The organism is Vibrio sp. MACH09 (assembly GCF_033238805.1).
Classification (GTDB): domain Bacteria; phylum Pseudomonadota; class Gammaproteobacteria; order Enterobacterales; family Vibrionaceae; genus Vibrio.
The window spans coordinates 1,210,652-1,235,937 of sequence record NZ_BSFZ01000002.1 but is presented as its reverse complement, the minus strand read 5'-3'; the positions used below and the strand labels follow the sequence as shown (position 1 = coordinate 1,235,937).

The following is a 25,286-nucleotide window of genomic DNA, read 5'->3' as shown; positions in this document are numbered from 1 at the left end:
ACATGGATACTGCTCTGAATTGGGGATTACTGATTTTAACTGTTGTCATTATGGTTGGACTGGCGTTATACAGTAACAAGATCATGAAGTCTGACGAAAGTGAGAGTGGGTTCCTTTTGGCTGCCAATTGTTTAGGCCCGTTTACCGGCGCCGCTACTATCGTAGCAACAGGCTTTTCTGGCTGGGGATTTATGGGGTCCCCAGGTGTTGCTTACAAATATGGTGCTATTGAACTGCTGGGGAATTTCTTCTTCGCCCCAGCAATGGTTCTCGCGGTACTATTTTGCGCTCGGTTTTTACATCAAAAAGCGCAAAGTATGGGCAGCTTAACCATTCCCGAATACATCGCAAAAAGTCATAGTGGCCCTGAACATATACAGCGATTAACGCAAGCTTTTGCCGCCATTATTACTGTTCTATTATTGTTGGTATTTTTGGTTGGGCAGGTAAAAGCGTTGGGGCTACTCGCAGGCCAATGGCTCGGCATTGATAACACCACTGCATCTTTAATAATGATCGGCATTATCATTCTTTATACGTCTATTGGTGGTCTTGCAGCAGTGGCATTTACTGATACGTTTATGGTACTTGGTATGTGTGTGTCAGCCTTTATTATTGTATTTACCATTTTCAGTGATATGTCCCCCATTGAGCTGTTTGATTCACTGCATGCCATTGACCCACAATTAGTTATGCCAAGTGATTCAGGTCCGTATGGTTCAACAGGTTGGCACGTATTTCTGGTTTTACCGTATGCCTTTATCTATTCCACCACTTTACCTTATATGTCGGTAAGATTTATGGCGCTGGATAAGTCGACCAAACTTCATCATATGGCGGCATACATGACTCCTATCGCATGTTTACTCAGTTTAGTACCTTTAGCTGGGCTTTACATGAGAGTGAAAGTGCCCGGACTAGAACACGCTGACAATGCAATGCCCGTTTTTCTAACGACATTCTTAACTCCAACTGTATCGGCTGTGATTACTCTGTTCATTCTGTTTGCAATGAAGTCGACCGCAAACTCCGTTCTGCACTCGATTGCCGGATCAGTTTCTCACGATTTGAGACAAGCGATCTGGCCAAAGTGTCAATTAGCGGATACTCACTTGCTGCTGCTAAATAGATCGGCAGTTTGGGGGCTAGGCTTTATGGGGTTTGTCGGTATGCTCTACGCACCACCTTTTATGTTATCGATGCTGGCGATACTTGGCTCAGGAACATTAATGGCAACATTGGTCGCACCGACGTTACTCTCTCGTTATATTAAAGGAAACATCTACGCAGCTTTATTCTCAATGATTGCTGGCTTTGCTAGCGGTGCAATACTCTTCTTATGGTTTGATCTCGGCTGGGTTGAAGCGCCCATTTACTCAACCATAATTTCATCTATTACTTATCTATTGATAGCAAAAGGATTCCAGAGCCAGAATGTAACTCATTATCTCCGGTTACGTTAATCTGGATATAAAAAAGGGAGCAGTGAAAAGAGGCGCTGCTCCCTTTATCTATATTGAGTATACTCTGATTCTTGCCGTAGAATAACTATGCCTTCAAATCAGTGCCTTGATCAGCAGCCAATAAATTCTCGCTGAACAAGCACCTTGAGGTCACTTGAGTATATAATCTATCGCTATTTATAAAGACAAAATATCGGTCAATCAGAAAACTTTTCTATATATTGCCGTTGAACCTGCCCTTCTACTACTAATGAATTATCAATATTTTTTCGCATATCTATATGGTCAGCTCTATATTGTCTTGGCGTAACTCTTAATAGCCCTTTAAATTTAGAGTTAAAATTAGACAGCGACGAAAAACCAACTTCCGCCCCTATTTGCGCAATGCTCCAATCCGTAGTCACTAAATAACGTGCTGCTTGCCTGACTCGCTGTTCAATTAAATATTGACGAAAGGTGGTTCCCATATTTGAATGGAAGAAACGTGAGAAGGTACTTTCGGCCATATGCAGTTGATTAGAAACCATAGAAACCGATAATGGCTCAGCTAAGTTTTCTTCAATAAAGTCTAGTGCAATGTGCAGTCTATCTTCTGCTCTTTTGGTACTATTTATCTCAACACACTCATCAAGCAACTTCTGTTTTGGCTCATTAGTGGCGAGAATATTCAGTAAGTTAAGCAGGTGCAATACTTGAGTGAACTCAAAGGTATTTTCCATCACATTGAGCAACTCACGTACCTGAAAAATCACCTCCCCATCAAACAGCAAACCACTTTTGGATTTTTCCAGCATATCGCGAATTTGATGAAACTGAACACTATCGACAAACGTCTGACCAAGCGCATTCAAACGGAAATGCAACACATTATTGCCTTCACTAAGCTCCTGTTTACTCTCTTTATTTACAGACAAACGAAATGGATTAAAAGGCGCAAGCAGTACCGCTTGATTATCTTTAAGTTGGTACTCTTTACTGGCGAGATGTAAGGTACAACCAACAGTATTAGGTTGGATCAAAATGTAATCCGCACCAAAAATCATATGTTTTGATTCTTCTACTTTCTGTAAGTCAAACATATGAAATTCGGGAGTATTCGCAATGATTCGTTGATTCAAATTTACCGCTCCCAAACACAACAACAGCAGACAGTTTTACTCTTCTCCCCTGTGACAACAAGCTTCCTTTTTTGAAACGTGACTAAAATCCGCATTGTCCACAATCTAAAGTACATTATTTTGAACTATGGCATATCTTGGTTAACCGGCTCTTAGCCAGTAAAGCTAACAACCAATGATAATTACATTATCAATGCAGATATCCAGTATTTTTAAACTAAGCAGAAATTCGCTATTCCTAAGCATTAATTAACTATTATAAAAATTTAAAAAGCGCAATATTGATTCCATTGAGCAAACAATAACATCAGCTCATTTATTAAATAAATGAACAATAAATTTAATTTGGTTATTCCAAGTTTATTTATATCGAATTTATATGTAAGTGATTTATATATAACTCAGTTCTTATTTTCCATAACGTTTATACTCTTAGGGAGTTTGTCATGAGTATTTCAAATGATCTATATCCAAATGCATCTCTGCCTCTAGAACGTAAAGATTCTGGCGTTCCAATTGTTCGTCCCGGTTTACATGTTGAATCGTATAACGACTTTGATCCACTAAAGCACGTTATTGTCGGAATTGCTGATAACCAACACATACCAGAAGCATGTCCAGCAAGTAACGAGAAAATTCCTGCGGACTCTCCTATGCGTGGCAGTAAAGCAGGCCGAAGAACTCAAGAGAGTATCGACCGTGCAAACGAATGCTTAAACGGCTTTGCAAAACAGTTAGAAGATCGCGGTATTGTTGTTGACCGCCCGGGAGCGGTAGATTGGCACGATAGAATCACAACACCAGATTTTACTATTAGTTCTGGTTTTGGTGTTATGCCTCCTCGCGACTGCTTGCTAACCATGGGTAAAAGCATCTTAATGGCACCAATGAGTTTCAGAAGCCGTTATTTTGAATATTTGGCTTATGTCGATCTACTACGTGAATACTTCGAGTCAGATCCAAACTGCCTGATTGAGCAAGCACCTCGTCCTCGTCTAGCGGATGAAAGTTTCCGTATGGATTATGTTGCTGCTTATGAAACATTATCTGATGAAGAGACAATGGCTCGTTCATTACGTAAAGAGTACTCGACTAAAGAGACTGATATTCTTTTCGATGCAGCTGATGTAATGCGTCTAGGTAAAGATATCTTCGTTCAACACGGCTTAACCACTAACTTGGCAGGTATTCGCTGGATCAAGCGTAAATATGAGCCTCAAGGTTTCCGTATCCATACGCTAAGCTTTGAAGACAACCATCCGATTCACATCGATGCGACCTTCTGCCCACTTCGCCCAGGCTTGATGCTGCTTAACCCTCACCGTCCTCTATTTAAAGGACAACGTGAAATATTTGAGAAGAATGGTTGGGAAATTGTTGAAGCTGTTAGCCCTGCATGGGACAACCCACCACCACTATGTTACTCAAGTACTTGGTTATCAATGAATACCTTGATTCTTGACCATAAAACTGTGTGTGTTGAAGCATCTGAAACTGGCCAAATGGAACAGTTTGACCAACTTGGCTTTAACGTTATCCCTGTTGATTTACGTGACGCTTATGCCTTCGGTGGCGGCTTGCACTGTGCAACAGCGGATGTATGGCGTGAAGGTAAGTGTGAAGATTACTTCGCAAACCAATTTACTGGTGCTCATAGTATTGAGCATTGGGAATACTAATCAAACTCGTTATCTGATTCTATCCAAAGGGACAGCATAAAAGCTGTCCCTTTTTTCATGCCTGCAAGGTTAAACAAGATGAACTTGCCAATCACGTCCCGACGTTTAACAAGCAACTAGCCGTTATCTGCATGGAATTTAAACGCTTTGATTAAATTACCGCCAAACAGTTGAGTTTTATCGCTTTTGCTAAAATTAGCGCTTCCATTTCACAAATAGTATGGCATTATACCTTCCGTCAACACGATGTGCGTGCATCGTATAATGGCTATTACCTCAGCCTTCCAAGCTGATGATGCGGGTTCGATTCCCGCTGCACGCTCCAAGTTGCCTTTCTTGCTTTAACCTTCCGAACGTTTAGAAACCAAGCGCTTTATTGCGTGATTTTGTGTATCTGTCACTTTCAAAACACTCAGTCTAAAGATGCTCAAATGGATACCGTGGCCAAATGATGGCTATGACGATATCAATATTAGACTTTGTTATATTTTGTTGTTCTCAAGTAAAGCCGGACACTTCTCTTAAGGAATTGTGTTCATATTCTATTAGTGATAGATCACCATTAGCAGTATGAAGTCTCTCTAAGTTGTGATAGCGCATATACGCTACCACTTCATTTCTCATATACTCACGAGTAGGCTGAAGTACTTTCAGCAGCCAATCATGCTTAAACTACCAAAGAATCATTCAACCACCTCTATATACCAACTGTTGCCTCTCAGATTCACACTTTGCTTTATATCTAAGGCACTTAGAGGATCTTTATAGGCATGGTAGCTATAATGGCATCTTTGATGTGAGCGGATAAAACTCACATCAGTGACCCAATAGGCATTATAAGCATCTGCACTAAATTGACGATTCATTTTGACAACAACCAATTAGAGTAAATGAACTATTTGATTACATGAAGAGTAATAGCTGCGCATTAGACCGCTTTTGTTTTTAAATATATAAAAATACGCAGCAACATAGCACCTAATATAATCAGTACCGAGCCAACGAAACCAAGAAAATACCATCCCGCCAGACCTTCATTTTCACCAAGCAGAGTAAATGCCCCTGCAATAGTTAACAGTAGAGAAAACCACCAACCACCTGCGATGAGCCACTTCCACCAGTTCATGCCGAGATTAAACTGCTCGGCCCATTTATTAGCACCAGCAAAAACCAGTACTTGTAGTGCTCCTAGTAACATCCAGAACAGAGGATCGAGTAGTGTCGATTGAGGAAACATTAAATGCCCTCCCAGTTGCCATCATATTCCCATGTTTTATTTACTTTCAGGTAATTCTCACTGCGTAACCATTCTGGTGGCTGATGATAGCTGGCGAACCGGCCGCCGTTCCAATCGCCATGGTAGGCTTGTGCTTCTGGGTAGTAGAAGAAGTTATGCTGCATTGCCAAAAGCGACTTTCTTGTAAGCCCGGTGGGATCTCGCGGATCCGCTTCTTTAACAATGGCATGAATCCAGTTGTTCTTTCTTGTGTACGGGCAGACAGCGATACAAACACGGCACCCCATGGCAATCTCACTCGGCCCCTGACGCCACATTTTCCAGCAGCGATCCTGATTAAACTCATACTTTTTAAATCCACGAACAACAGCGTCCGGTTTTTCAGCCTTACTTATAGCGCCGCTCGGACAAGCATCAGCACAGATCTTACACGCCTCACAAAAGTGACTTACTTTAATGTCGATAGGTTTATCCGGCTCCAGATCCAAATCAGTGATAACCGCCGCTGGTCGAATGTTAGGCCCGAGCTCAGGTGTCAGCAAAATACCATTTCTGGCAGCCTCTCCCATACCAGCCTGAATGGCCAGTGGCGGAACGATAATTTCATAATCTGAACCGGGGTACTGGGGCCTTGCCGCATAACCGAGCTCACCCAAAAAGGCGGCCATCAGACCAGAAGCATTTTTGGCATGAAAGTATGCATCATATGAGGTCGAATATCCGATAGCGGCATACATGGGATCCCAGTTCATCGGTGCACCAAATATAATTACGTTCTTCCAATGCTTAGGAATGCTATCATCCCACTGTGGCATTCCCCTCATGTGGTTTTTAATCACAAAGTTAGGGTCGAGTTTGGTAATACCAACGATACTCATACCAAACTTAAACGCCATCTTCTTAATAAGATCAGAAGCATGCTTTGGCGATTTAAATTCGTGCCTCTTTTTCTTTGTCCACTGAAAATCGACTTCATTCGGGTGTCCTTTCGGCTTAGGCGGAAAATCACTCTTAACCCCCTTCAAAAAGGCACCGGAATATGCCCAGCCTAACGCAAGCCGATCACGATGCGCTTCAATGTTTTCGCTATGCTCAATTTTTTCGGAAAACGACTCGTACATATCTGCCCAACGATGAGGATACTGTTCGTAATACGTGCGTACCCGCTCATCCGGAATGTCACGCCAGTCTTCTGTTGGTTTCCATCCTTTCTTAATTGATTTCATCAGCGAGCCAAAACGGTTGAACAAATGGTCCCCCCATTCGGGGCGGGTCACCGCCCCCTCCATCCGTAAAGTCGGTGCCACATCCACCTGAAACGGTTCGCGTTCAAAAAACATGTCTTTACCAGCTTCTGTGCGTCCCCACCCTACATTTGCATCAGGGTCGCGTCCGGATACAAAACCAGTAGCGGCGGCAATCCCCACTGTTGCAGTTGCAGCCGCGGCGCCTCCGAGTTTAAGAAAATCACGGCGAGTTGAATTTGCTACGCCCTCTGTTAATTGTTTACTCACATTAGCTCCTAGTAATTAGCTTATTTCGACAACGTTTAAGCTTGTTCTTTTATTTATTGTGTTGAACTTTTCTTTATGGATGATTTGGTACTGTGGTGATAATTTCTTTAACTCCAGCATGATTTGTTGCGCATCCAGCCACTGCTCGCGTTGGAAGTAGCACAAAAAAAGCTGTTCCAGACACCACTCATCATGAGGCTCAAAAACCAATAATTGTTTAATATCCGTTTCCAGTGACTCATACAGATCAAGCTCTGCTTTAACTCGTGCCCGAATATAAAAAGCATCAAAGTTGTTCTCTTTAACAGACAAGTAATGATCTAACGCTTCTAAAGCTTCTTCCAGCCGGCCATTCTGATGAGCCGTAATTCCGGCAAGGCGCACCAGCTCTATGGCGGCCACATTATGATCAAAAGCCAAAGCCACCCATTTATCAGCTTGCCCATTCAGCCCCAAAGCAAGGCAACTGCTGATTGCGGTAATATAGGTGGAAGGAAGGGATGTATCCCGCTCAAAAACTAACTCGGCATACTTAAGCGCTTTTTCAAAATCACTTTCCTGATACGCTAACCCCGCGAGATTTTGGTAACCGGCAATAAATTCAGGTGCCACTTCAATGCTTTCCAAAAAGCATTCCGTAGCCATTTCTGCCTCTCCGCTATACAAATAGTTAAAGCCAAGGTACTGATAAAGTGTGGGGTTGGCTGGATCGATAGCGATAGCTTCTTCAAACATTTGTCGCCCGGTCATGTGATCGCCGAGCTGCTCATGCACCCGACCACTGCAGCATTTTAACTCTTGCGGACTAAGCAAAGACTCATGCGTGTTCGTTACCACCATCGCGGTTTGACTCAGTTCCGCCGCCATCAAGGTGTCAAACAGGAAGTAAAATTGTAGTTTTGTCAGTTTAACCTGCTGTAAAACGCGGCCTAACACCTGTGTAAATGCCTCGTGCTCGAGCCAGTCGCGCTGTTTGTAAGCAGAAGGTCCCGGCTGAGAAAACTGTCGGCTAATAAACATAAGCCGTTCGTTAAATTTTTCTGTTATCTCACTCTCACAAGGCAGGTCATCAATATGGTCGTTTATATACTGGTACAACTCATACCATTTTTCGCTAATCATGCGTTTATCTCTGAGAATTATTTCCGCCATATTCACAAACATTCGCTACGGTCAACAGGTATATATCGCCCGTTAAACGATAGAATAGAAGCCTTCCTGATAAAAAATGACCATGATCAACAAATAATATTTGAATTGATTGGCAGCAAAATATCGGGTTTAAAAGTATTACCACTTGGAAATTTAAATTAGTAAGGGATTTACAAGAATGGAAAGATCTGCTGGCTTTTAAACCAGCAAATAAGAGAAGTAATAACTACTCAGAGAAGAACTTTGACATATTTCTGAATTCTGTTGGGGATGTATTGGTATGCCTTCGGAAAAACTTGGTTAAGTTTGTCGGATCCTGAAATCCGAGTGATAACGCGATTTCTGAAATAGGCATCTTAGTGTAACCAATCAATCTTTTGGCTTCCAGTAATAGCCTGGCATCTATAATGTGTTTTGCCGATACACCTTTTACTTTTTTACATAAATTATTCAGTCGCTTGGCCGTCGTACCTAACTCTTCAATATATTCGCTAATATTATGCTGTTCTCTGAAATGTTGCTCAATATGATCACTAAACCGTTGATAATCTTTTAACTCTCTGTTCTGCTTTACCGCACTTTCAGAAAAACTGGTTCTGTAGAAAATTTTGAACATAATGTTCTGAAGAATATTTCTTTGGATAGTCCCGGAGACCATATCAACCGGATTTCTGCACTCTTCATAGAGCTGCCGAAAATCGGTTGCGACTAAGTCCTGGACCTCGGTGATAACATCGACACTTCGTATGGATTTCACCAGCTTTAAGTTCGCGCCCATATTATCAACAGGAAACACTTCCGAATCCTGAAAAGAGACAATATAACCTCTCCAAGAAAAATCAGAATCAAAACTATGTACCTGATGAGGACTTAGCAAAAACAGCGTGCCCTCACGACATACATACATTTTGTTATCGATATAGTGAAACCCTTTGCCCTCAGTAACAAATATTAATGCATTAAATTCAACCCGATGAGGCGTGCGAAGAAGTTCATCGCCACGCACCTCTCTCAATTGACTAAGGGTGCCAATTTGAATCCCGATAACTTGAGCATCACTGTCCAAAGGTATACTGCGTATCATTTTTTATACTCTTATTAACTATTGTTTGCTGTAACAAATGGGCTAATTACTGCTAGGTTTATGATCTTATGAGTTTAACAACAATGCTAAGTTTCTTCTCAGTATAGAATGCTTTTCCTTATGTTTAGTTTTAAACGCCGGTGCATTCTTAATTAGCGTAACGTAAGCAACTTCTGCCTCAGACCATTGCTCCATAAAAAACAGCACTACAAAACGCATTTCTAGTATTCCTGTCTCGTAGGGGTCTATCGCCAATAAGCTGTCTAAATCATCAAGTGCTTCACTATATTTACCAAGCTCTATAAGCGATCTGCCCCGAAGCAGTCTCATATCGGTAGCTTCGGGTCTTAAACTCAAGTATCGGTCGATCAACTCAATCACCCTCGGATATTTCTGTAGTTCGAAACAGGCTATCGCTTCCAGTTCATCCAGCTCTGTAATGCTATCTAAACAGACATCTCGGGCAGTTTGTATATTAGCAAGGCTCTCCCAGAAACATTGCATCGCATTATTACAAGCCGATATCGCAAGGTACGCGCCGACACATTTCTCATCAACTTCAAGTGCTTTATTGGCGTATCTGATCGCCAACTCAAACTGCTCCAACTGATAATAGAGGTAAGATATGTTTTGCAAGCTACCCAAATGACCGGCATCTTTTTCTATGCTCTGTCTATAATAACTTTTTGATAGCTCAGGTTTGCCCGTTAGTGATGCATGAAAGCCTAAGTGAAAGTAAGGCTCCGCAGACTCCGGGCTTTTCTTACTCGCATTAATAAAGCATTGATACGCTTGCTCAGCACTCCCTATTTGCATTAATGCTCTTCCGAAATTAATCAAATAGCCGGAAGAAGAATCCATATTTAATGGTTGTAAGACGGATAATGCTAACTCCGGTTGTTTATTGCGGAGTAACAATTCACTTGCTTCCACTTTAGCCTGTGACGAAACATCTTTTGCCATTCCGTTGATAAAAAAACTGGTCACCCGCTTATTCGCTTCCTGATAAAGCTGCTCTTCGTTACAGGCTAATATTGAGATCATATTCTGCATCTCGCTTTCTAAAGCCTTTAATGTTTCATCTAATTTTAATTGCCACTCATGTTGTGTGGCGTTTATTCTGAGTAATTTAAATAACGAGTCTAACCAGTCAGAATCATTAATTACGTACATATCTTTTATCACTTTCAACATATTATTCATAATAGATTAACGGAATAATAAAAGCACAAAAGGTATATTTCACCCCTACACCGATACATTTCCACCCATGCATTTTAATTTGATACATATCAAACTTAGTTTTAATTGATACAAGTCAAACAGTTTTATCCCTGGCATATTTCTACCATTCAACGGTCTTAATTTATCTTTAAGCAAGTCATTTGCCATTTATTATTCTCTTAGTCATTTAAAAAACTTTCCTTTAAACAGGTATTCCATGGTTAGAAAATCAAAAAAGAAAAAGACAAAAACCGCTGAAAAAGTTTCTGCAATCGTTTCTATATTGATTCTTATTACTGCCTGGTGGTTTGGCGGAGTAAAATTATCTGAAAACCAACTTGCTACGCTCAATTCGCTTACCGGTGAAAATCAAACATTAGTCAAAGTAGAGGAGAACCTTTATCAGGTATTAGAGAATGACGTTTCTGTCTCATGGCTGGGAATCGGACAAGGTATTGGTTACGGTGGCGAAATAGAAGTTGCAGTGCGGATAGATAATCAGGGAGAAATAAACCAAATAAGCATACTCTCCATAAAAGATACTTCGTCTTATATCACTAAAGTAATCGAACACGGTTTCGTCGATAAATTTTTCAGTTTCAGCGCCAATGAACCAGCCGACGTTGACGCCGTCAGCGGCGCAACTATCTCCTCGACCGGCATGTTAAATGCGTTCAACAGCTCGATAGAGCTTATCGGAACGAAGGTCTCGGGCCAACGGAAAAGGGAAAAATATAACCCGTTAAGCACGGTCAGCATTCTCGACGCTGTCGCCATCATTTTGTTTATTACCGCCATCTATGTCAGTCGATCTGTAAGCAAACATAAAACAAAAATGCAGTGGATTTTGATGCTGAGCGCCTTGGGAGTACTCGGCTTTTATTCTGCATCACTTATATCAACATCTACGCTTTCAATACTTATTTCTGGTTCATGGATTCACGGACTGGGTAACTACACTCCTTTAATTTTATTCATATTAACTATCGGTTACATACTGCTGTTTAACAAAAACATTTACTGCCAAATGATCTGCCCTATGGGGACAACACAACAATGTTTATCTAAGCTGACAAATGCCAAAACTGTTAGCCTAAAACATAAAGTCTTTGTATGGTTTCCAAGGTTTCTTCTCCTTATCACCCTTGCCGGGGGGCTCTATTTCCGTAACCCGACCTCTTTTAGTTATACCCCCTTTGGCATCATGTTCAGTATGGTCGGCTCTATCTACCTCTTTATTCCGACCATCTTAATTCTGCTTACGTCACTGGTCGTTCATCGCCCGTGGTGCAAAACCTTATGCCCGATCAACGCAATGACAGATTACATACTCTTCTTTAAAGATTGGTACAAACAGTTGATAAAGCCTCTAAAAAAACGCAACAAAAAAAGAAGTAAAGCGATGCCGGATAAGAAAAGTAAGACCTATACGCCTACTCCTTCCGCAGCGACAAACACCGAGGACGTCCAGTCATGAGAATGAATATTCTATATCTATTTTATATCATCGCGACCTCTTTCATCTTGTTCTCATTGGCGATGGAGCTGAGCGGTGCGCTAACGAAATCACAAAGCGCTGAACCACAATATGTTTTCACAGCAAAAACAAAACACAACACGGAAAAACAGAAGCAAAAAGACTTTGACATTATATATCAATGGGCCCAAGACCCGGATGCAGCCAACGTCGAATAAATACTTTACCCAGTGAACTCAAAATGCAGGATTCAGGTGAACCTAAATGATTAACAACACAAAAATCGTTGACGGAAATGAGGCTGCCGCCTCTGTGGCATATCGCTGCAATAACGTCATCGGCATATATCCCATCACGCCATCCTCTCCAATGGCTGAGCATTGTGAGCAATGGAGTAATAGTAAGGTACTGAATGTGTTTGGCGGCGTACCGCACGTGCATCAAATGCAATCGGAGGGCGGTGCTGCTGGGCTGCTTCATGGGGCATTAATGTCAGGCTCTCTTGCGACCTCTTTTACCTCGTCTCAAGGGCTGCTGTTGATGCTGCCCAACATGTATAAAATTGCAGGCGAACTAAACCCGTTTGCACTTCATGTCGCTGCCAGAACAGTCGCGACACACGCGCTTTCCATCTTTTGCGATCATTCAGATGTGATGGCAGCGCGCCAGACAGGATTCGCAATACTGGCAGGAAATAACAATCAGCAAGCTCATGACTTCGCATTAATAGCTCAGGCAGCGACGCTTAAGAGTCGAGTTCCTTTCCTGCATTTCTTTGATGGTTTCAGAACTTCTCATGAACTAAATCACATCGAGTATATTCACGACGATATCATCAAGGCCATGCTTGACCGCCTTATAATTGATGAAAACTATCAACGCAGGCTCACACCCGACGCCCCTACTATCAAAGGGACGTCCCAGAACCCCGACACCTATTTTCAGGCCAGAGAAGCCATAAACTCTTATTATGATAATTGCCCTAAAATCGTTATTGAGATGATGGAAAAGTTTGCATCACTCACTGGACGATCTTATCAGCCATTTGAATACTCCGGAGCAAATGACGCGACCGATCTTCTCGTCATTATGGGTTCGGCCTCAGTCAGCGCAGTTCAGGCCGCACAAGAGCTAAACATGCAAGGTAACAAAACCGGCGTACTGTGTGTCCATTTATTCAGGCCTTTTTCCGTTGAACACTGCCTTGACATGATTCCGAAGACCATACAAAAGATCGCCGTACTTGACCGGACAAAAGAGCCGGGCGCCATTGGTGAGCCCTTGTATATGGATATTGTAACCGCTCTATATCAACGCTGGCACGCTTTGAAAGGGAAACCATTACCCGCCATTTACGGTGGCCGTTACGGATTATCATCAAAAGAATTTACTCCTGTGCATGCTGCATCCGTCTTTAACGCCCTGCACAACAACCAAATTCACCACAACTTTACCGTCGGTATTAAAGACGACGTAACGCACCTTTCGCTGCCGTTGGCAACTGCATCCGACTTTAAAGAAAAGTATAAACTTTCAGCCATGTTTTACGGTCTCGGCTCTGACGGCACCGTCGGAGCGAACAAGAACACCATAAAAATCATCGGTAACAACACGGATTGGTTTAGCCAGGGATATTTTGAATATGATTCCAAGAAATCAGGCGGTACGACGATTTCACATTTACGCTTTGACAGTACTCCTATTGACGCGCCCTACCTCATTACACAAGCTGGTTTTATTGGTTGTCATCAGTTTAATTTACTAAAAAACAACCGCATTCTCCTGAATGCAAAAACAGGTGCAACCATATTATTTAACGCACCCTATACTGCCGACAAATTGTGGGACAAACTGAGCCATCATGAGCAGTCAGCAATAGAGCAGAAAAACCTTACCATATTTGTAATTGACGCCACTAAGCTGGCGAATGAGTGTGGTATCAAGGGGCGTATCAACAACATCATGCAGCGCGCTTTCTTTCTGCTTACCGATCTAATAGACAATAAACAAGCGCTTACGCTGCAAAATAAAGCAATTGAAAACACCTATCGCACCAAAGGAGAGAAAGTCGTAAACGCAAATATTACAGCCGTCAAGAAAACAGAATCCCTGCTTTTGAAGTTATCTTCTCCTAACAGATCAATGGGTGAGCCGACTCCAATCACCGATCCATTCAGTTCCGCACCAGAATTTGTCAGAAATACAACGGCTGAACTGCTAAGTAATCGCGGAAACCTTCTACCCGTTAGTGTATTTCCCGCCGATGGTGCATGGCCCACTGGCACAAGTCAGTGGGAAAAACGCAATATATCGCGAATGATACCTGACTGGGAGGAAGATGCCTGCACCCAATGCAATATTTGTAGTCTTGTCTGCCCTCATTCGGCCATACGGACGAAAGTCGTGAACCGCCAATATCCGCTTAAAGATACCCCTAAATCCTTCAAGCTAACCGACTATAAACTAAGAGATTTTTCGGGACATAAATTCTCTCTTCAGGTCTCACCGCAAGATTGCACAGGATGTCAGCTTTGTGTCGAAATGTGTCCAGCTGCGTCTGGCCTTACTCCTGACACAAAAGCACTTAAAATGGTTGAGAAAAAACACATCGCTGCCCAACAAGCGGAGAACTTCAGATACTTCTGTTCCCTGCCAGAGCTCAAAACGATAGATATAAAACGGATTGACGCCAGAAGCAGCCAATTACTACAACCGCTTTTTGAGTTCTCCGGGGCTTGTTCTGGCTGCGGAGAAACACCTTATATTAAGTTACTAACCCAGCTATACGGCGAGCAAATGATGATTGCGAATGCAACCGGATGCTCCTCTATCTATGGCGGAAATCTGCCCACAACGCCTTTTACAAAAAACAAACAAGGTAAAGGGCCTGCATGGGCCAATTCCTTATTTGAGGATAACGCCGAGTTCGGCCTGGGCATGAAAGCATCGATTGATGCGCAGCGAGAAACGGCGCTCAGACAGCTTAGTAAACTCGCAGATAATCTGCCTGATGATCTGTATACCAGCATTGTTAATCTGGGCTCAGATACTTCAGTTAAGGGCATAGCAAAACAGCAAGAAAATATTGATATGTTAAAGAGGGTATCTCAGGACAATCAATGTATAAAAACCAAATTAGAAGCGATACATCTGGACGCTCTTATCGGTAAAAGTGTCTGGGTTATAGGAGGTGACGGCTGGGCTTTCGACATTGGTTACGGTGGTTTAAACCATGTTCTTTCCGGAAGACAAAACATCAATATCATTGTACTGAATAACCAGGTTTACGCGAACACCGGAGGCCAGCAATCGAAAGCGACACCAACCGGTGCCGTTGCCAAATTTGCCAGTGAGGGCAAAGTGGTTGCAGGGAAAGATCTGGGTATCACGACCATGGTGTCAGGGAATGCCTATGTGGCAACGATTGCTATCGGCGCAAACATGAATCAAGCGGTCAAAGCCATTCAGGAGGCAGAAGCCTTCCCAGGACCATCTTTAATCATCGCATATGCATCTTGCATTACTCACGGCATAGACATGTCAAAAGGTATTGAGCGCCAAAAACAACTCGTGGATACGGGGTTGTGGCCGCTTTATCGGTACAACCCACTTCGAAAGCATAGAAATAAACCAGCTCTGCAGCTGGAATCCGGTCAAAGCATCGAAAGCATCGAAAGCATCGAAGCCTTCATCTTAGAGGAAAACCGATTTGCTCAGCTCGCGAAAATGCATCCACAAAACTATCAAGAAGGGGTTAACTCATTGCAGGAACAAGTGATCTATAAGCACTCCCTGCTTAATCAATTAGCCGACTGGAAATAACATTAAAGTAAAAAAAGAGTAGAAGTAATGAAAAAAATAGGTGTGTTTTTTGGCAGCAATTCAGGTGCGACAAAAACCGTTGCAGAACTTATTGCTACCAAGTTTGAAATTCAAGCTCAGGATATCGCAGATACCGATGTAGAAGACTTTGAACAGTATGACCTTATCATTCTGGGTACGCCAACGGTCAACCAAGGCGAGCTTCAGTCGGACTGGGATTACGTGCTTGATGAAATAGAAGATATCGATTTAAGCAGTACCAGAGTCGCTCTGTTCGGTTTAGGCGACCAATCTGAATATGCTGATACCTTTGTCGATGCATTGGCCGATCTGGCAGAGGTGTGTACCGATGCCGGTGCAACCATTATTGGTCATTGGCCCAGCAACGGATATCAGCATACCGAATCACGCTCTGAAAACGATGGCGAGTTTATAGGACTTGCCCTAGATATGGACAGGCAACCATCATTAACTAAAGAACGGGTTGATCTCTGGACAAGTCTTCTAAAAACCAAACTAGCCTAATTAGCGCAGCGAGTCTAACCTTAATAAACAGATGCGATACAAGCTAACTATTATTGTCTGTATCGCATAAATTCGACCCGTCTTCTCTCATTTTACGACTTTCTCTTTTGCTTACCCTCTACATCAGGCACCTCTCCCGGAAACAAGTAACCAGTTGATTTACATCAAATTGAGTAAAGTAGGCATGAAATACACCCGTATTGAGAAGAAATCGACCTTTTGACCTTCTCAAACATCGTCAATCATATCCACGAATAAAAAATAGCATCCATTCTACTCATTCACTAATAAGGAAAATGCTATCCGGTAGAACGAACATAAATGACAGGAAATTCATTTATTAATGCATAGAGATATCTTGAGCGGTTTTTGCAACCGGATTCATTTTGAAAACAAAATTACTGAAATGGATATAAGCACTATAAACAATAACAAAATCAAGAAGGAGTAATTTGATGTCCAAGAAACAAAATTCGCCCGGCTTAGGAAGGCGGGATTTTTTAAAAATGGGTGGTGCCTCGGCCGCAGCTGCGACAGCAGCGGTTGCTGCCCCTACCGGTTTTATTCTGGGAAGTGAACCGGATCAAGATACTGGCTGGGGGAGAACCCAAGAAGGCAAAGACATGTTTTTTGACCGCGAACCATTTCGCGTGGATATCGCGCCTACCCTGATTAAAACAGGGCCTACTGAACGCCCTGAACGGGAGGATTTTTTATTCAAACGTATAGCAATGGTTTACGATGCTATCCATCAGGGCTGGGATCCGACCACTGGATATAATACCTGCCCTGACCAACGGGTAGTAAACTACTATGCGAAGCACCCGAAACGCTATCCTGAAATGCTAGAAGCGCTAAAACAGAAAGCAAAATCAAAAGAATTACACCACAAATACGTCGACAGATTTGCTATTGCCCATGCCTACGATAGCGCCTGTATGACTTCCATGTATGGAGATAACGGTGTCCATATTAACTGGCCATTGCCACCAGAAGGAAATCCGGAAGTATCCGATTATAAGTGTGTCTATGACTATACCTATGGCGGCGATCCAAACGGACAACCACGTAAGCTTGATAAAGACGGTAAACCTGTTCCGGTGATGAAGAAACGGGAGTTTAAATCGCCCAAGCATGCTTCAAAACTGATCAAAAAAGTAGCTCATCAGCTCGGTTGCAGTTTCGTCGGCCTAGCAAAACTTGACCCCGATTTCGTTTATAAGAACGTAATGCGCGGAACAGAGAATGATGGTGCGCAGTGGGGTGATAAAATTCCCGAACACTGGAAATCCGTGATTGTTCTGGGCATCCCAATGAGCTGGGACGGTATGTATGCCGCACCTGTTTATGGCACCTCTATGGAAGCTTACAGCAATGTGCGATTCGCAACCGGAAAGCTTGAAGTGTTCTTAAACCGCATAGGCTGGAGTGCAAGGGCAAATGTTCCGGGAGCCGATTATGAACTGATGCTTCCTCCGATTGCCGTACAGGCCGGTTTGGGTGAGTCGTCCAGAAACGGATGCCTGATCACTCCTGAAGTGGGGCCAAATATTCGTTTAGCCTGTGTTGTAACAGATCTGGAATTTGAATACGACAAGCCCATTGACATCGGCGTGCGTGATTTTTGTATCGAATGTAAAATCTGTGCAACAACATGTCCGAGCGGTTCCATAAGTAAATCGGATGAGCCGGATGCCATTGTACGGGGCTATAAAGTCTACGAATTTAACCAAGACAGCTGTTTCCGCATGTGGAACTCCCTTCCGTCTAACCACAACCTGGGTTGCCGGATTTGTATCTCCGTCTGCCCGTACACCAGACGAAACAACTGGATTCATGCCTTGGTTAAAGAAGCCGACCCACGCGATCCAACAGGCTTAACCAGAAAAACATTGCTCGCGATGCAGCACAACTTTTTCTATTACCCGGATGCAGAAGCGTATGCTGCGCCACACAACGGCGGGCGACTGGCTAACTATCACCAGCCACCAGAATGGCTACGTTCGGAAGAGTTCTTTAAAGATATCAACAAAAACTGGGATTATGACGGCAACTGGGAGGGCTTTTAATGTTTCCGCAATCTACAATTTTAGACCCAATTTTCTGGATGGTACTTGGAGCCGTTCAAGTTTTTGTATTTCAAAGTGCAAAACTATGGGCAGAAGATTTCAATATACATATGAACTGGTGGAAATGGCTGCTCGCTGGTAGCTGGTGGTTTTCTTTTATTTTAACCATTGCCGGCGCATTTACCCTGCTGGGTGAGAATGAGGGTAATGCAGGATGGTATTTCCTTGGTTTTGTCGGTACTGCCATGGTCATTGGCGGCGCAATTTTATTAAAGCTGTTTATGATATTAGGTAACCGGCAAACGGCAAAATAAACACCGGGAGGGCTCCGCCCTCCTTATACTCTGGCCGCACAGGAGGGTCAATACACCCGAATTTCGTTGGTACCGATCAAAAGTTCAAATTAAAGACAATACTTACCTGCCAATGGCTCGTATGTATCTTTCTATTTATTAAAAAATCAATATTATTATTACTAGTCAATACTCATTATTAATTCAGTTAGAAGATATCAAAAATCATTACTTTAACCTATGAAGCAACTTCTTATTATAAACAATCTAATATTTGACATTCTAGATAATAAAATACATTACTAACTGTTATAAGGTTACGCATGAATAATCTATCGCATAACAAAGACACTCTGAGAGGTGAGCTATTAACTCTCTTAAAGAAAGATAATTTTTTCGACTTTACATATATAGTAACCCCAAAGAACTTTGAAGATAAAAGACTCAATCGTAAGGATATTTCCAACTACCCGGTTTACAGTACCGACCCCAGCCAAGAGCCCATGATGTTAGCTCTTTTGCAACTCTATCTTCGCTGGACATCCGGAAGAAATGAAAAAATTTCCTTAGCTGAAATGCTGAAATGGACAGTTGCTGATCCAGCTTCTGTTTATGTCGACTTAAATACCCGAGCACACGCTCAAAGGATACTAAATCAGTTCGATATCATATCGTTAGATAGCTATTGTGTCTGTGAAAAAAGTGATGCATTTCAAGGGCTATTTCTTGTGAGTTCAAAATCAATAAAACAACAAAAACTATATTCTATAACAAGTAAATTATATACCTCATCGAATTATAAAGTCGTTCATTATTTTCTAACCAGACAATACCCCAGACTAACTAACCCTATATTTTATAACGGGCAGCTAAAAGACCGAACGGCAAGAATTCTTGATTTGACGGCATCAGGAAAAAGCAGTGAAGAAATTACTCAGGAAATCCATATATCGAAAAATGGCGTCAACTACCATCTTGATAAAGCTAAGTCACTATTAAATGCCAAAAACAAAGTAGAACTCATATTTAATGCCAAGACACTTTGTATTATATAATTAAACCACGCAGTAAATCGTAAATATAAGTGTTGACTGCAATAATACTATCTATCTCTTTGTGGCTAGAACAGGTACTTTTTCACAAGACTTGTTCTATGTATTTGGCAGATTTCGGCTGTTTTAACCATGTATAAAAACCAATGCGTTAATTACTAAGAATATGGCACACTAAACGTACCGGATACTTATAAGATAGATGTGCTTACATAATAGTTATTGTGTTTACACCAATTACCACCACTGTATTTCACTTACTAAAGATGTTCAGTAGCATCCTAACCAGAATGGCTGCCAGCGATAGCAATAAGCCTAGAAATCAATTGCTCCGGTTGCTTTGTTGGATCATTAAAAAACTGATACAACTCATTAATAATGGCATTCTGTACTACAGGAGCCACCGCCATGGAATCTGTCATGCTTGGGAGCAACCGATTGTTCTCTTCTGCATTATCAAAATCTCGCCTTGATTGCTGAGAACATCTATTAAAACTGGAAAGAGAAACATCGGCCCGGGCAGGAATTGAACCTTTCTTCTTACTAAACTCTTCCTGAAATGTTTTAGCGGACAACAATTTAGCCATTCTGTCTGAATCTGCTTTAAGCGAACCCGCGTTGTGATTAAAAATAACAAAGCTATCCATATTGTAGATATATGTCCCCGAAGTCTGTGGTGAGACATAACAAGCGATATGATCTGGAATAGAAATTTTTTCAGTGTTCAACTCACCAATAACCCAGTCCCCTAATACCTGAAAAACAGCTTGGTCATTTAAAAGTTCGTGAGTCGCTTCATCCCACGTTTGCTTTTTTAAACTGTTTTTACTGATATCACCAATCTGGCGAAAAACTGATAAAACTTCGGTTGTCGTTGAACTATTCAATGCGTCTGGGGAAAGATCTACTAGCGCTTTTTGATAGTAGTCTGGGCCACCTAAACCTAGCGCTATATTCTCAAAAAGCATGGAAATCTGCCAAGGAGCATTGCCCAAAGCAAGCGGTTTAATACCTTTGGTATTAAGCACTTTAGACACACTTATGAATTCATTCCAAGTGGTGGGCACGTCTAGTCCTGCTTCTTTCAACAATTTCATATTTACCCAAAGCCAGTTTACTCGGTGTACAGTAACTGGAATCGCTACGTAACCACCATTGTACTTATTAATTCGCTGAATTGCTGGCAGCATAAGTTCATCCCACTTCTCCTTCTGAGCTATTTCATCAAGTGACGTGAGAAAGCCAATTTTTGCCCAAGATTTAATTGCTGGCCCCTCAATTTGAGCCATGGTCGGTGGGTTACCTGCAATAGCACGCGCCTGCAATACCGCCATTGCGGTGTCTCCGCCTCCACCTCTAATGGCGGTACTTTTCCAATCATCACCTAGTACCTTGACCGCGTCCTTCATAACATCCAACGCAGCCATCTCACCATCTGATGTCCACCAGTGAAGAAATTCAACTTCTTTAGCGTGAACTTGATTACTTAACAACATTATGAAAAATAATATTTTTTTCATTTTAATCTCTACTTAGAACAAGTCTTACTGCGAACGGCTGCTCTTCAGTGCGGGAGTGAAGAGTGACCTCTCCTCCATGTGCTCGAGCAATACTTCGTGCAATAGTTAAACCGAGGCCACTGCCTTCCTGATTGTTAGACGATACTCTGTAATATGGCTCAAATACCTTTGCCAATAATTTTTTATCAATTCCGGGTCCTTGGTCGATAAACGTCATAATGACCTGACTCGGAGAGTCCTCTACTTCTATTGCGACTTCTTTACCGTACTTTACTCCGTTATCAACAAGATTCTGGATACAACGTTTTATAGCCAGAGGTTTACCGTAATAGGGTTTAATTTGATATCCATTTATGGTGACGTTTTTTGCATAACGGTTATAAAGCTCGGTACTCATATTAAGAATATCATTGAGATCTATCGACTCTATATCCTCATGAATATCGGTTTCTCGTATACATTGCAGAGCCCCCTTAACCATTAGATCTACTTCGTTAAGCAGCTTCTCGAATCTGGCTCGGGTTACATCGTCTTCCAACATTTCTGTCCTTAATTTCAGACAGGCAAGTGGGGTTTTAAGATCATGGGATATCGCCCCAAACAGCATTTCACGTTCACGAAGGTGAGACTTCACTCTCCGATTCATTTTGTTAAAAGCGTGAACAGCGGCTTTAAGCTCTGAGCTACCCTCCTCTTTCACTTCAGGGACACTCAATTTACTTCCCATTAAAGTAGCCGCCTTAGCCAAGTTCCTGATGGGCCTGATTTCCGAGCGAATGACTAGCCAAGTAAACACCAACAACATCAATGCAGACAAGATCATAAAAAAGATCTGTTTGCTGTCCATAAATGAACTTTCCAAACTCACATAAGGCGCAGGGAGTACAGCCGCTAAGTAAAACCACTCCTGAGGAGATACCTCTATCTGAATCACCAGTATTGGAGGGTTTATATCGCCAAAAGATAGACTGTAATGCGCCCACAACAGGGGTAAATCATCAATATTTATGCCCGAACTAAAAACCTTAAGCTCTTCTCGGGTAGTAAACTCAACAGTAATATTATTTTCGTTACCAAGCTCTTGTTCTAATACTTTTCTCACTTCATTTAGAACAAGTTGTTTTCGAGCAGAATCAGGAATCGGAGTGACATTAAGTTCACGACTGTTAAGAGAAACAAAGAAACGTGTTCCTCCCATATTCCTCAGTTGATTTAACACAAGGTGACGATACTCAAGTGGAAGAGAACTGAAAAATGAGATAGTTGAAGAGGCACTGAGAACGAGACTGCTCACTGTGCTCTTTAAACCCTGTTGCTCTTTTTGTGCGCTTTGCTGAAACCAAATTAAACCCGCTAGTAACTGAGCAACCAATATCACCATAAGCAACATTAAACTCGTACGAGCAACAAGGGATTGGGGGAATATTCTTTTAAGACTCATACAGGGCTTCTACCGCTAACATATAACCTTTATTACGAATGGTAATTATAAGTTCACGGTATCTGTCATCTAGATGGTTACGTAACCGACTGATCTGTACATCAATTCCTCTCTCAAGAGGTTCTGCATCTCTACCCCAGATCGCCTGAGCTATTTCGTCTCGAGAAAGAATAGCATTCGGTTGGCGTAAAAAAAGGGTAAGTAATGAAAAGTCTGCCCCCGATAATTGCCTAGGCGATTTTTCTTCATGTAGTAACTGACGCGTAATGGTATCTAGTGTCCAGCCAGCAAAAGTAATCTTACGGGCAAACGGTACATCAGTATTGTGACTTGCCCTTCGTAGTATTGCTTTTACTCGTGCAAGGAGCTCTCTTGGGCTAAATGATTTTGTTATATAGTCATCAGCCCCCATCTCTAAGCCAGCCACTCTATCAGACTCTTCAGTTACCGCTGTTAGCATGATAACAGGCACATTAGAACGACGGCGAATCTGTGCACATAAGGTAAAACCATCATCTCCGGGCATCATTATATCAAGTATAATTAAATTCGGTTCGTTGGTTTCTAATTGCTTCCACATCTCTTCGCCATCAGCAGCAGTTATGACCTTAAACCCAGCGCGACCAAAGTAATCACTAAGAGCATCTCTAAGCTCCTCATTGTCATCAACAACTAAAATGGTTTTTGGAACCATTCGCGAATATCCTTTTATATCTGAAGTTTTAGCCATAGCGGGTTTATACAGTTATCTTCCCGCATTGTTACTATGCCGACATTCAACTCGAACTACTATGACCTACCTCTTTATTCATCACACTTTACTCTAATTTTTGTAAGCATCTGCTTACAATTTTCTAAAATAGTTAAAAAGAACGTAATAAGTTTTGTTGATTTTTTTAATTAGTAAAGCAGAGAAAGCCACGCGAATTGCGTAGCTTTATTGAAATCAATTTTTATAATGAATAATAATTTGTGGATTTACTATCCACGATTAATACACGCTTCTATAAACTGAGCCTTGTCACCAAATACAATTTGTATACCATTTGACCCGACCTTAATAACACCCATAGCACCAATATCTTCAAGTCCTTTTTCGTTAATTAAAGATGTATCTTTAACTTCTAAGCGAAGACGCGTAATGCATGATGCAACAGAAGTCAGGTTTTCTCGACCTCCGACAAAGTCCAAAGTCAACTTAGTCATCTGTTCTGTACTCAGTAAAATCTCTTCTTTTAATTCTTCTGTTCGTCCCGGTGTTTGTACATCGAACTTGCGAATAACGAAACGAAATACAAAGTAGTATAAAACCGCCATCGGTACGCCAACAAATACAGCTGCAAGATAGTTTGTATCGAATCCGTTCAATGAAGGAATAATACCTAAAGTAATATAGTCAATAAAACCTGCCGAGAATGATTTCGCTAAGTGAGCATCCAATAGATACATCAACATATATGAAAAGCCAGTACTTACAGCATTAAAGATATAAAGTAACGGAGACACAAAAATAAATGTAAATTCTACTGGCTCAGTAATACCGGTAATAAAGCAGGTTAGGGCTGCAGAAAACAGAATACCGGCAGCGTATTTTCGGTTGTTAGTTTTAGCTTCGTGATACATAGCGAGACAGGCAGCAGGAAGAGCAAAAAGCATTAAAGGAAATTCGCCCTGCATGAATTTACCAGCACCCTGATAAGTAGCAGAATCAAAACTCTTAACACCTTCAGCTAACATCTTAAACCAAATAGTCTGGTCACCATTTACCACGGTTCCTGCCTGACTGGTGTATTCACCAAATGAGAACCAGAAAGACGGATACCAGATATGGTGAAGCCCTAAAGGAATCAACGCTCTCTCAGTAAAACCAAAAATGAAGGTAGAAAGTGCCTGATTATCACCATTTACCACTGCAGATAAACCATCAATACCAGCTTGAACGTACATCCAGATACTTGGCAAAATTAAACCGAGAAGGAATGCAGCGACAGCTGTCACAATCGGCACAAATCGTTTGCCGGAGAAGAACCCCAGAAACGCTGGGAGCTGAATATCATGGAAGCGGTTGTACATCGAAGCGGCAAGAATACCAGCGATTAAGCCGCCAAATACGCCCATTTGCAAACTGGGTATGCCCAGTACCATAGCGTAGGCTCCTCCACCAAGGGCCATTTCTTGAGTCACTCCTGCGTGTACTCCTATGGTCATATTCATAACCAACATGGCCACAACGGCAGCAAGCCCTGCAATACCAGACTCTTTAGTTAAACCTACCGCGGCACCAACAGCGAACAATAGGGGTAGATTTCCGAAAATAACGTCACCGGCCCCAACCATAAGGGGAATACCAAACTTGTCACCAAAGGCCAGTAAAAGACCTGCCGCAGGCAGTATAGAGATAGGGAGCATCAAGGCCCGACCGACAGTAGATAACTTGGTAATGCTTTGTTTCAGCAGGGCAAATATTGACCTATTCTGAGTGGGTAATGTCTTAGCGTCTGTAGACATGCGAACACCTCGTAGCTTAATAGTTAGAATTTCTATACCCGATGGATCAGGTATTTCCTTAGTAAAGCTACAGAGATTTATGTTGTTAAAGGTTAATTATTGTAGGCG

The 25,286-nt window shown here is 42.0% G+C and carries 19 protein-coding genes and 1 tRNA gene; 10 read left to right on the top strand and 10 right to left on the bottom strand.

The annotated features are described in order from the left end of the window. Positions 1–2 precede the first annotated feature (2 nt). The gene (locus CHJ_RS20660) at positions 3–1,463 is read left to right on the top strand and encodes a sodium:solute symporter (protein WP_171753646.1); all 1,461 of its coding nucleotides are present in this window, start codon (positions 3–5) and stop codon (positions 1,461–1,463) included. A gap of 197 nt (positions 1,464–1,660) precedes the next feature. On the opposite strand, the gene CHJ_RS20655 is transcribed toward CHJ_RS20660, so the two are convergent. Then, entirely contained in the window at positions 1,661–2,581 is a 921-nt protein-coding gene (locus tag CHJ_RS20655; RefSeq protein WP_317918864.1) for a helix-turn-helix domain-containing protein, read from the bottom strand. Positions 2,582–3,027: 446 nt separating this feature from the next. Between CHJ_RS20655 and CHJ_RS20650 the strand changes: the two genes are divergently transcribed. Both CHJ_RS20650 and CHJ_RS20645 read left to right on the top strand, forming a co-directional pair. Further along, on the top strand, positions 3,028–4,260 hold the full coding sequence (locus CHJ_RS20650) for a serine/threonine protein kinase (protein ID WP_317918863.1): 1,233 nt from the start codon (positions 3,028–3,030) through the stop codon (positions 4,258–4,260). 250 nt (positions 4,261–4,510) lie between these two features. Continuing rightward, a tRNA-Gly gene (locus tag CHJ_RS20645) sits at positions 4,511–4,585 on the top strand. Positions 4,586–5,188: 603 nt separating this feature from the next. Here the strand turns inward: CHJ_RS20645 and CHJ_RS20635 are convergent. From CHJ_RS20635 to CHJ_RS20615, 5 genes are all read right to left on the bottom strand, one after another. Then, the gene (locus CHJ_RS20635; protein WP_317918862.1) at positions 5,189–5,497 is read right to left on the bottom strand and encodes a hypothetical protein; all 309 of its coding nucleotides are present in this window, start codon (positions 5,495–5,497) and stop codon (positions 5,189–5,191) included. Then, entirely contained in the window at positions 5,497–7,011 is a 1,515-nt protein-coding gene (locus tag CHJ_RS20630) for a reductive dehalogenase (RefSeq protein WP_317918861.1), read from the bottom strand. The genes CHJ_RS20635 and CHJ_RS20630 overlap by 1 nt, the downstream gene beginning before the upstream one ends. Positions 7,012–7,026: 15 nt before the next feature. Next, complete coding sequence (locus CHJ_RS20625) at positions 7,027–8,163, bottom strand: hypothetical protein (RefSeq protein ID WP_317919223.1); 1,137 nt, start codon at positions 8,161–8,163, stop codon at positions 7,027–7,029. Between the two features lie 226 nt (positions 8,164–8,389). Then, positions 8,390–9,247 (bottom strand): helix-turn-helix domain-containing protein, encoded by an 858-nt coding sequence (locus tag CHJ_RS20620; protein WP_317918860.1) that lies wholly within the window; start codon positions 9,245–9,247, stop codon positions 8,390–8,392. A gap of 66 nt (positions 9,248–9,313) precedes the next feature. Continuing rightward, positions 9,314–10,450, bottom strand: a complete 1,137-nt coding sequence (locus tag CHJ_RS20615) for a tetratricopeptide repeat protein (RefSeq protein ID WP_317918859.1) — start codon at positions 10,448–10,450, stop codon at positions 9,314–9,316. A 238-nt stretch (positions 10,451–10,688) separates the two neighbouring features. On the opposite strand from CHJ_RS20615, the gene CHJ_RS20610 reads away from it, so the two are divergent. The 7 genes from CHJ_RS20610 to CHJ_RS20580 all read left to right on the top strand — a co-directional run bounded on the left by CHJ_RS20610 (position 10,689) and on the right by CHJ_RS20580 (position 19,712). Further along, positions 10,689–11,948 (top strand): FMN-binding protein, encoded by a 1,260-nt coding sequence (locus CHJ_RS20610; protein ID WP_317918858.1) that lies wholly within the window; start codon positions 10,689–10,691, stop codon positions 11,946–11,948. Beyond that, the gene (locus CHJ_RS20605) at positions 11,945–12,166 is read left to right on the top strand and encodes a hypothetical protein (protein ID WP_317918857.1); all 222 of its coding nucleotides are present in this window, start codon (positions 11,945–11,947) and stop codon (positions 12,164–12,166) included. The genes CHJ_RS20610 and CHJ_RS20605 overlap by 4 nt, the downstream gene beginning before the upstream one ends. A gap of 46 nt (positions 12,167–12,212) precedes the next feature. Further along, positions 12,213–15,770 (top strand): pyruvate:ferredoxin (flavodoxin) oxidoreductase, encoded by a 3,558-nt coding sequence (nifJ, locus tag CHJ_RS20600; protein WP_317918856.1) that lies wholly within the window; start codon positions 12,213–12,215, stop codon positions 15,768–15,770. 27 nt (positions 15,771–15,797) lie between these two features. Then, positions 15,798–16,295, top strand: a complete 498-nt coding sequence (locus CHJ_RS20595; protein WP_317918855.1) for a flavodoxin — start codon at positions 15,798–15,800, stop codon at positions 16,293–16,295. A gap of 455 nt (positions 16,296–16,750) precedes the next feature. Beyond that, positions 16,751–18,364, top strand: coding sequence for a 4Fe-4S dicluster domain-containing protein (locus CHJ_RS20590; protein ID WP_317918854.1), 1,614 nt, complete (start codon positions 16,751–16,753; stop codon positions 18,362–18,364). After that, positions 18,364–18,678 (top strand): hypothetical protein, encoded by a 315-nt coding sequence (locus tag CHJ_RS20585; RefSeq protein WP_317918853.1) that lies wholly within the window; start codon positions 18,364–18,366, stop codon positions 18,676–18,678. Before CHJ_RS20590 ends, CHJ_RS20585 begins: the two co-directional genes overlap by 1 nt. 302 nt (positions 18,679–18,980) lie before the next feature. Continuing rightward, positions 18,981–19,712 (top strand): helix-turn-helix transcriptional regulator, encoded by a 732-nt coding sequence (locus CHJ_RS20580; protein ID WP_317918852.1) that lies wholly within the window; start codon positions 18,981–18,983, stop codon positions 19,710–19,712. A 278-nt stretch (positions 19,713–19,990) separates the two neighbouring features. Here the strand turns inward: CHJ_RS20580 and CHJ_RS20575 are convergent, their stop codons facing one another. The 4 genes from CHJ_RS20575 to CHJ_RS20560 form a co-directional block, all read right to left on the bottom strand. Next, on the bottom strand, positions 19,991–21,229 hold the full coding sequence (locus tag CHJ_RS20575; RefSeq protein WP_317918851.1) for an ABC transporter substrate-binding protein: 1,239 nt from the start codon (positions 21,227–21,229) through the stop codon (positions 19,991–19,993). A gap of 1 nt (position 21,230) precedes the next feature. Then, positions 21,231–22,670 carry an ATP-binding protein gene (locus CHJ_RS20570; protein ID WP_317918850.1) on the bottom strand — a complete coding sequence of 480 codons (1,440 nt, stop codon included), beginning with the start codon at positions 22,668–22,670 and terminating at the stop codon, positions 21,231–21,233. Next, on the bottom strand, positions 22,660–23,364 hold the full coding sequence (locus CHJ_RS20565; RefSeq protein WP_171753651.1) for a response regulator transcription factor: 705 nt from the start codon (positions 23,362–23,364) through the stop codon (positions 22,660–22,662). The genes CHJ_RS20570 and CHJ_RS20565 overlap by 11 nt, the downstream gene beginning before the upstream one ends. A 287-nt stretch (positions 23,365–23,651) precedes the next feature. Next, a complete protein-coding gene (locus CHJ_RS20560) occupies positions 23,652–25,178 on the bottom strand; it encodes a PTS transporter subunit EIIC (protein WP_317918849.1) in 1,527 nt (508 codons plus the stop codon). Between the last annotated feature and the right edge of the window lie 108 nt (positions 25,179–25,286).

Excerpts from the sequence above, each read along its gene's own strand:
- CHJ_RS20615 (WP_317918859.1), bottom strand. The coding sequence starts at position 10,450 with ATGAATAATATGTTGAAAGTGATAAAAGATATGTACGTAATTAATGAT.
- CHJ_RS20580 (WP_317918852.1), top strand. The coding sequence starts at position 18,981 with ATGAATAATCTATCGCATAACAAAGACACTCTGAGAGGTGAGCTATTA.
- CHJ_RS20650 (WP_317918863.1), top strand. The coding sequence starts at position 3,028 with ATGAGTATTTCAAATGATCTATATCCAAATGCATCTCTGCCTCTAGAA.
- CHJ_RS20605 (WP_317918857.1), top strand. The coding sequence starts at position 11,945 with ATGAGAATGAATATTCTATATCTATTTTATATCATCGCGACCTCTTTC.
- CHJ_RS20660 (WP_171753646.1), top strand. The coding sequence starts at position 3 with ATGGATACTGCTCTGAATTGGGGATTACTGATTTTAACTGTTGTCATT.
- CHJ_RS20590 (WP_317918854.1), top strand. The coding sequence starts at position 16,751 with ATGTCCAAGAAACAAAATTCGCCCGGCTTAGGAAGGCGGGATTTTTTA.
- CHJ_RS20610 (WP_317918858.1), top strand. The coding sequence starts at position 10,689 with ATGGTTAGAAAATCAAAAAAGAAAAAGACAAAAACCGCTGAAAAAGTT.
- CHJ_RS20620 (WP_317918860.1), bottom strand. The coding sequence starts at position 9,247 with ATGATACGCAGTATACCTTTGGACAGTGATGCTCAAGTTATCGGGATT.
- CHJ_RS20635 (WP_317918862.1), bottom strand. The coding sequence starts at position 5,497 with ATGTTTCCTCAATCGACACTACTCGATCCTCTGTTCTGGATGTTACTA.
- CHJ_RS20625 (WP_317919223.1), bottom strand. The coding sequence starts at position 8,163 with ATGGCGGAAATAATTCTCAGAGATAAACGCATGATTAGCGAAAAATGG.
- CHJ_RS20570 (WP_317918850.1), bottom strand. The coding sequence starts at position 22,670 with ATGAGTCTTAAAAGAATATTCCCCCAATCCCTTGTTGCTCGTACGAGT.
- CHJ_RS20575 (WP_317918851.1), bottom strand. The coding sequence starts at position 21,229 with ATGAAAAAAATATTATTTTTCATAATGTTGTTAAGTAATCAAGTTCAC.
- nifJ (WP_317918856.1), top strand. The coding sequence starts at position 12,213 with ATGATTAACAACACAAAAATCGTTGACGGAAATGAGGCTGCCGCCTCT.
- CHJ_RS20565 (WP_171753651.1), bottom strand. The coding sequence starts at position 23,364 with ATGGTTCCAAAAACCATTTTAGTTGTTGATGACAATGAGGAGCTTAGA.
- CHJ_RS20595 (WP_317918855.1), top strand. The coding sequence starts at position 15,798 with ATGAAAAAAATAGGTGTGTTTTTTGGCAGCAATTCAGGTGCGACAAAA.
- CHJ_RS20560 (WP_317918849.1), bottom strand. The coding sequence starts at position 25,178 with ATGTCTACAGACGCTAAGACATTACCCACTCAGAATAGGTCAATATTT.
- CHJ_RS20585 (WP_317918853.1), top strand. The coding sequence starts at position 18,364 with ATGTTTCCGCAATCTACAATTTTAGACCCAATTTTCTGGATGGTACTT.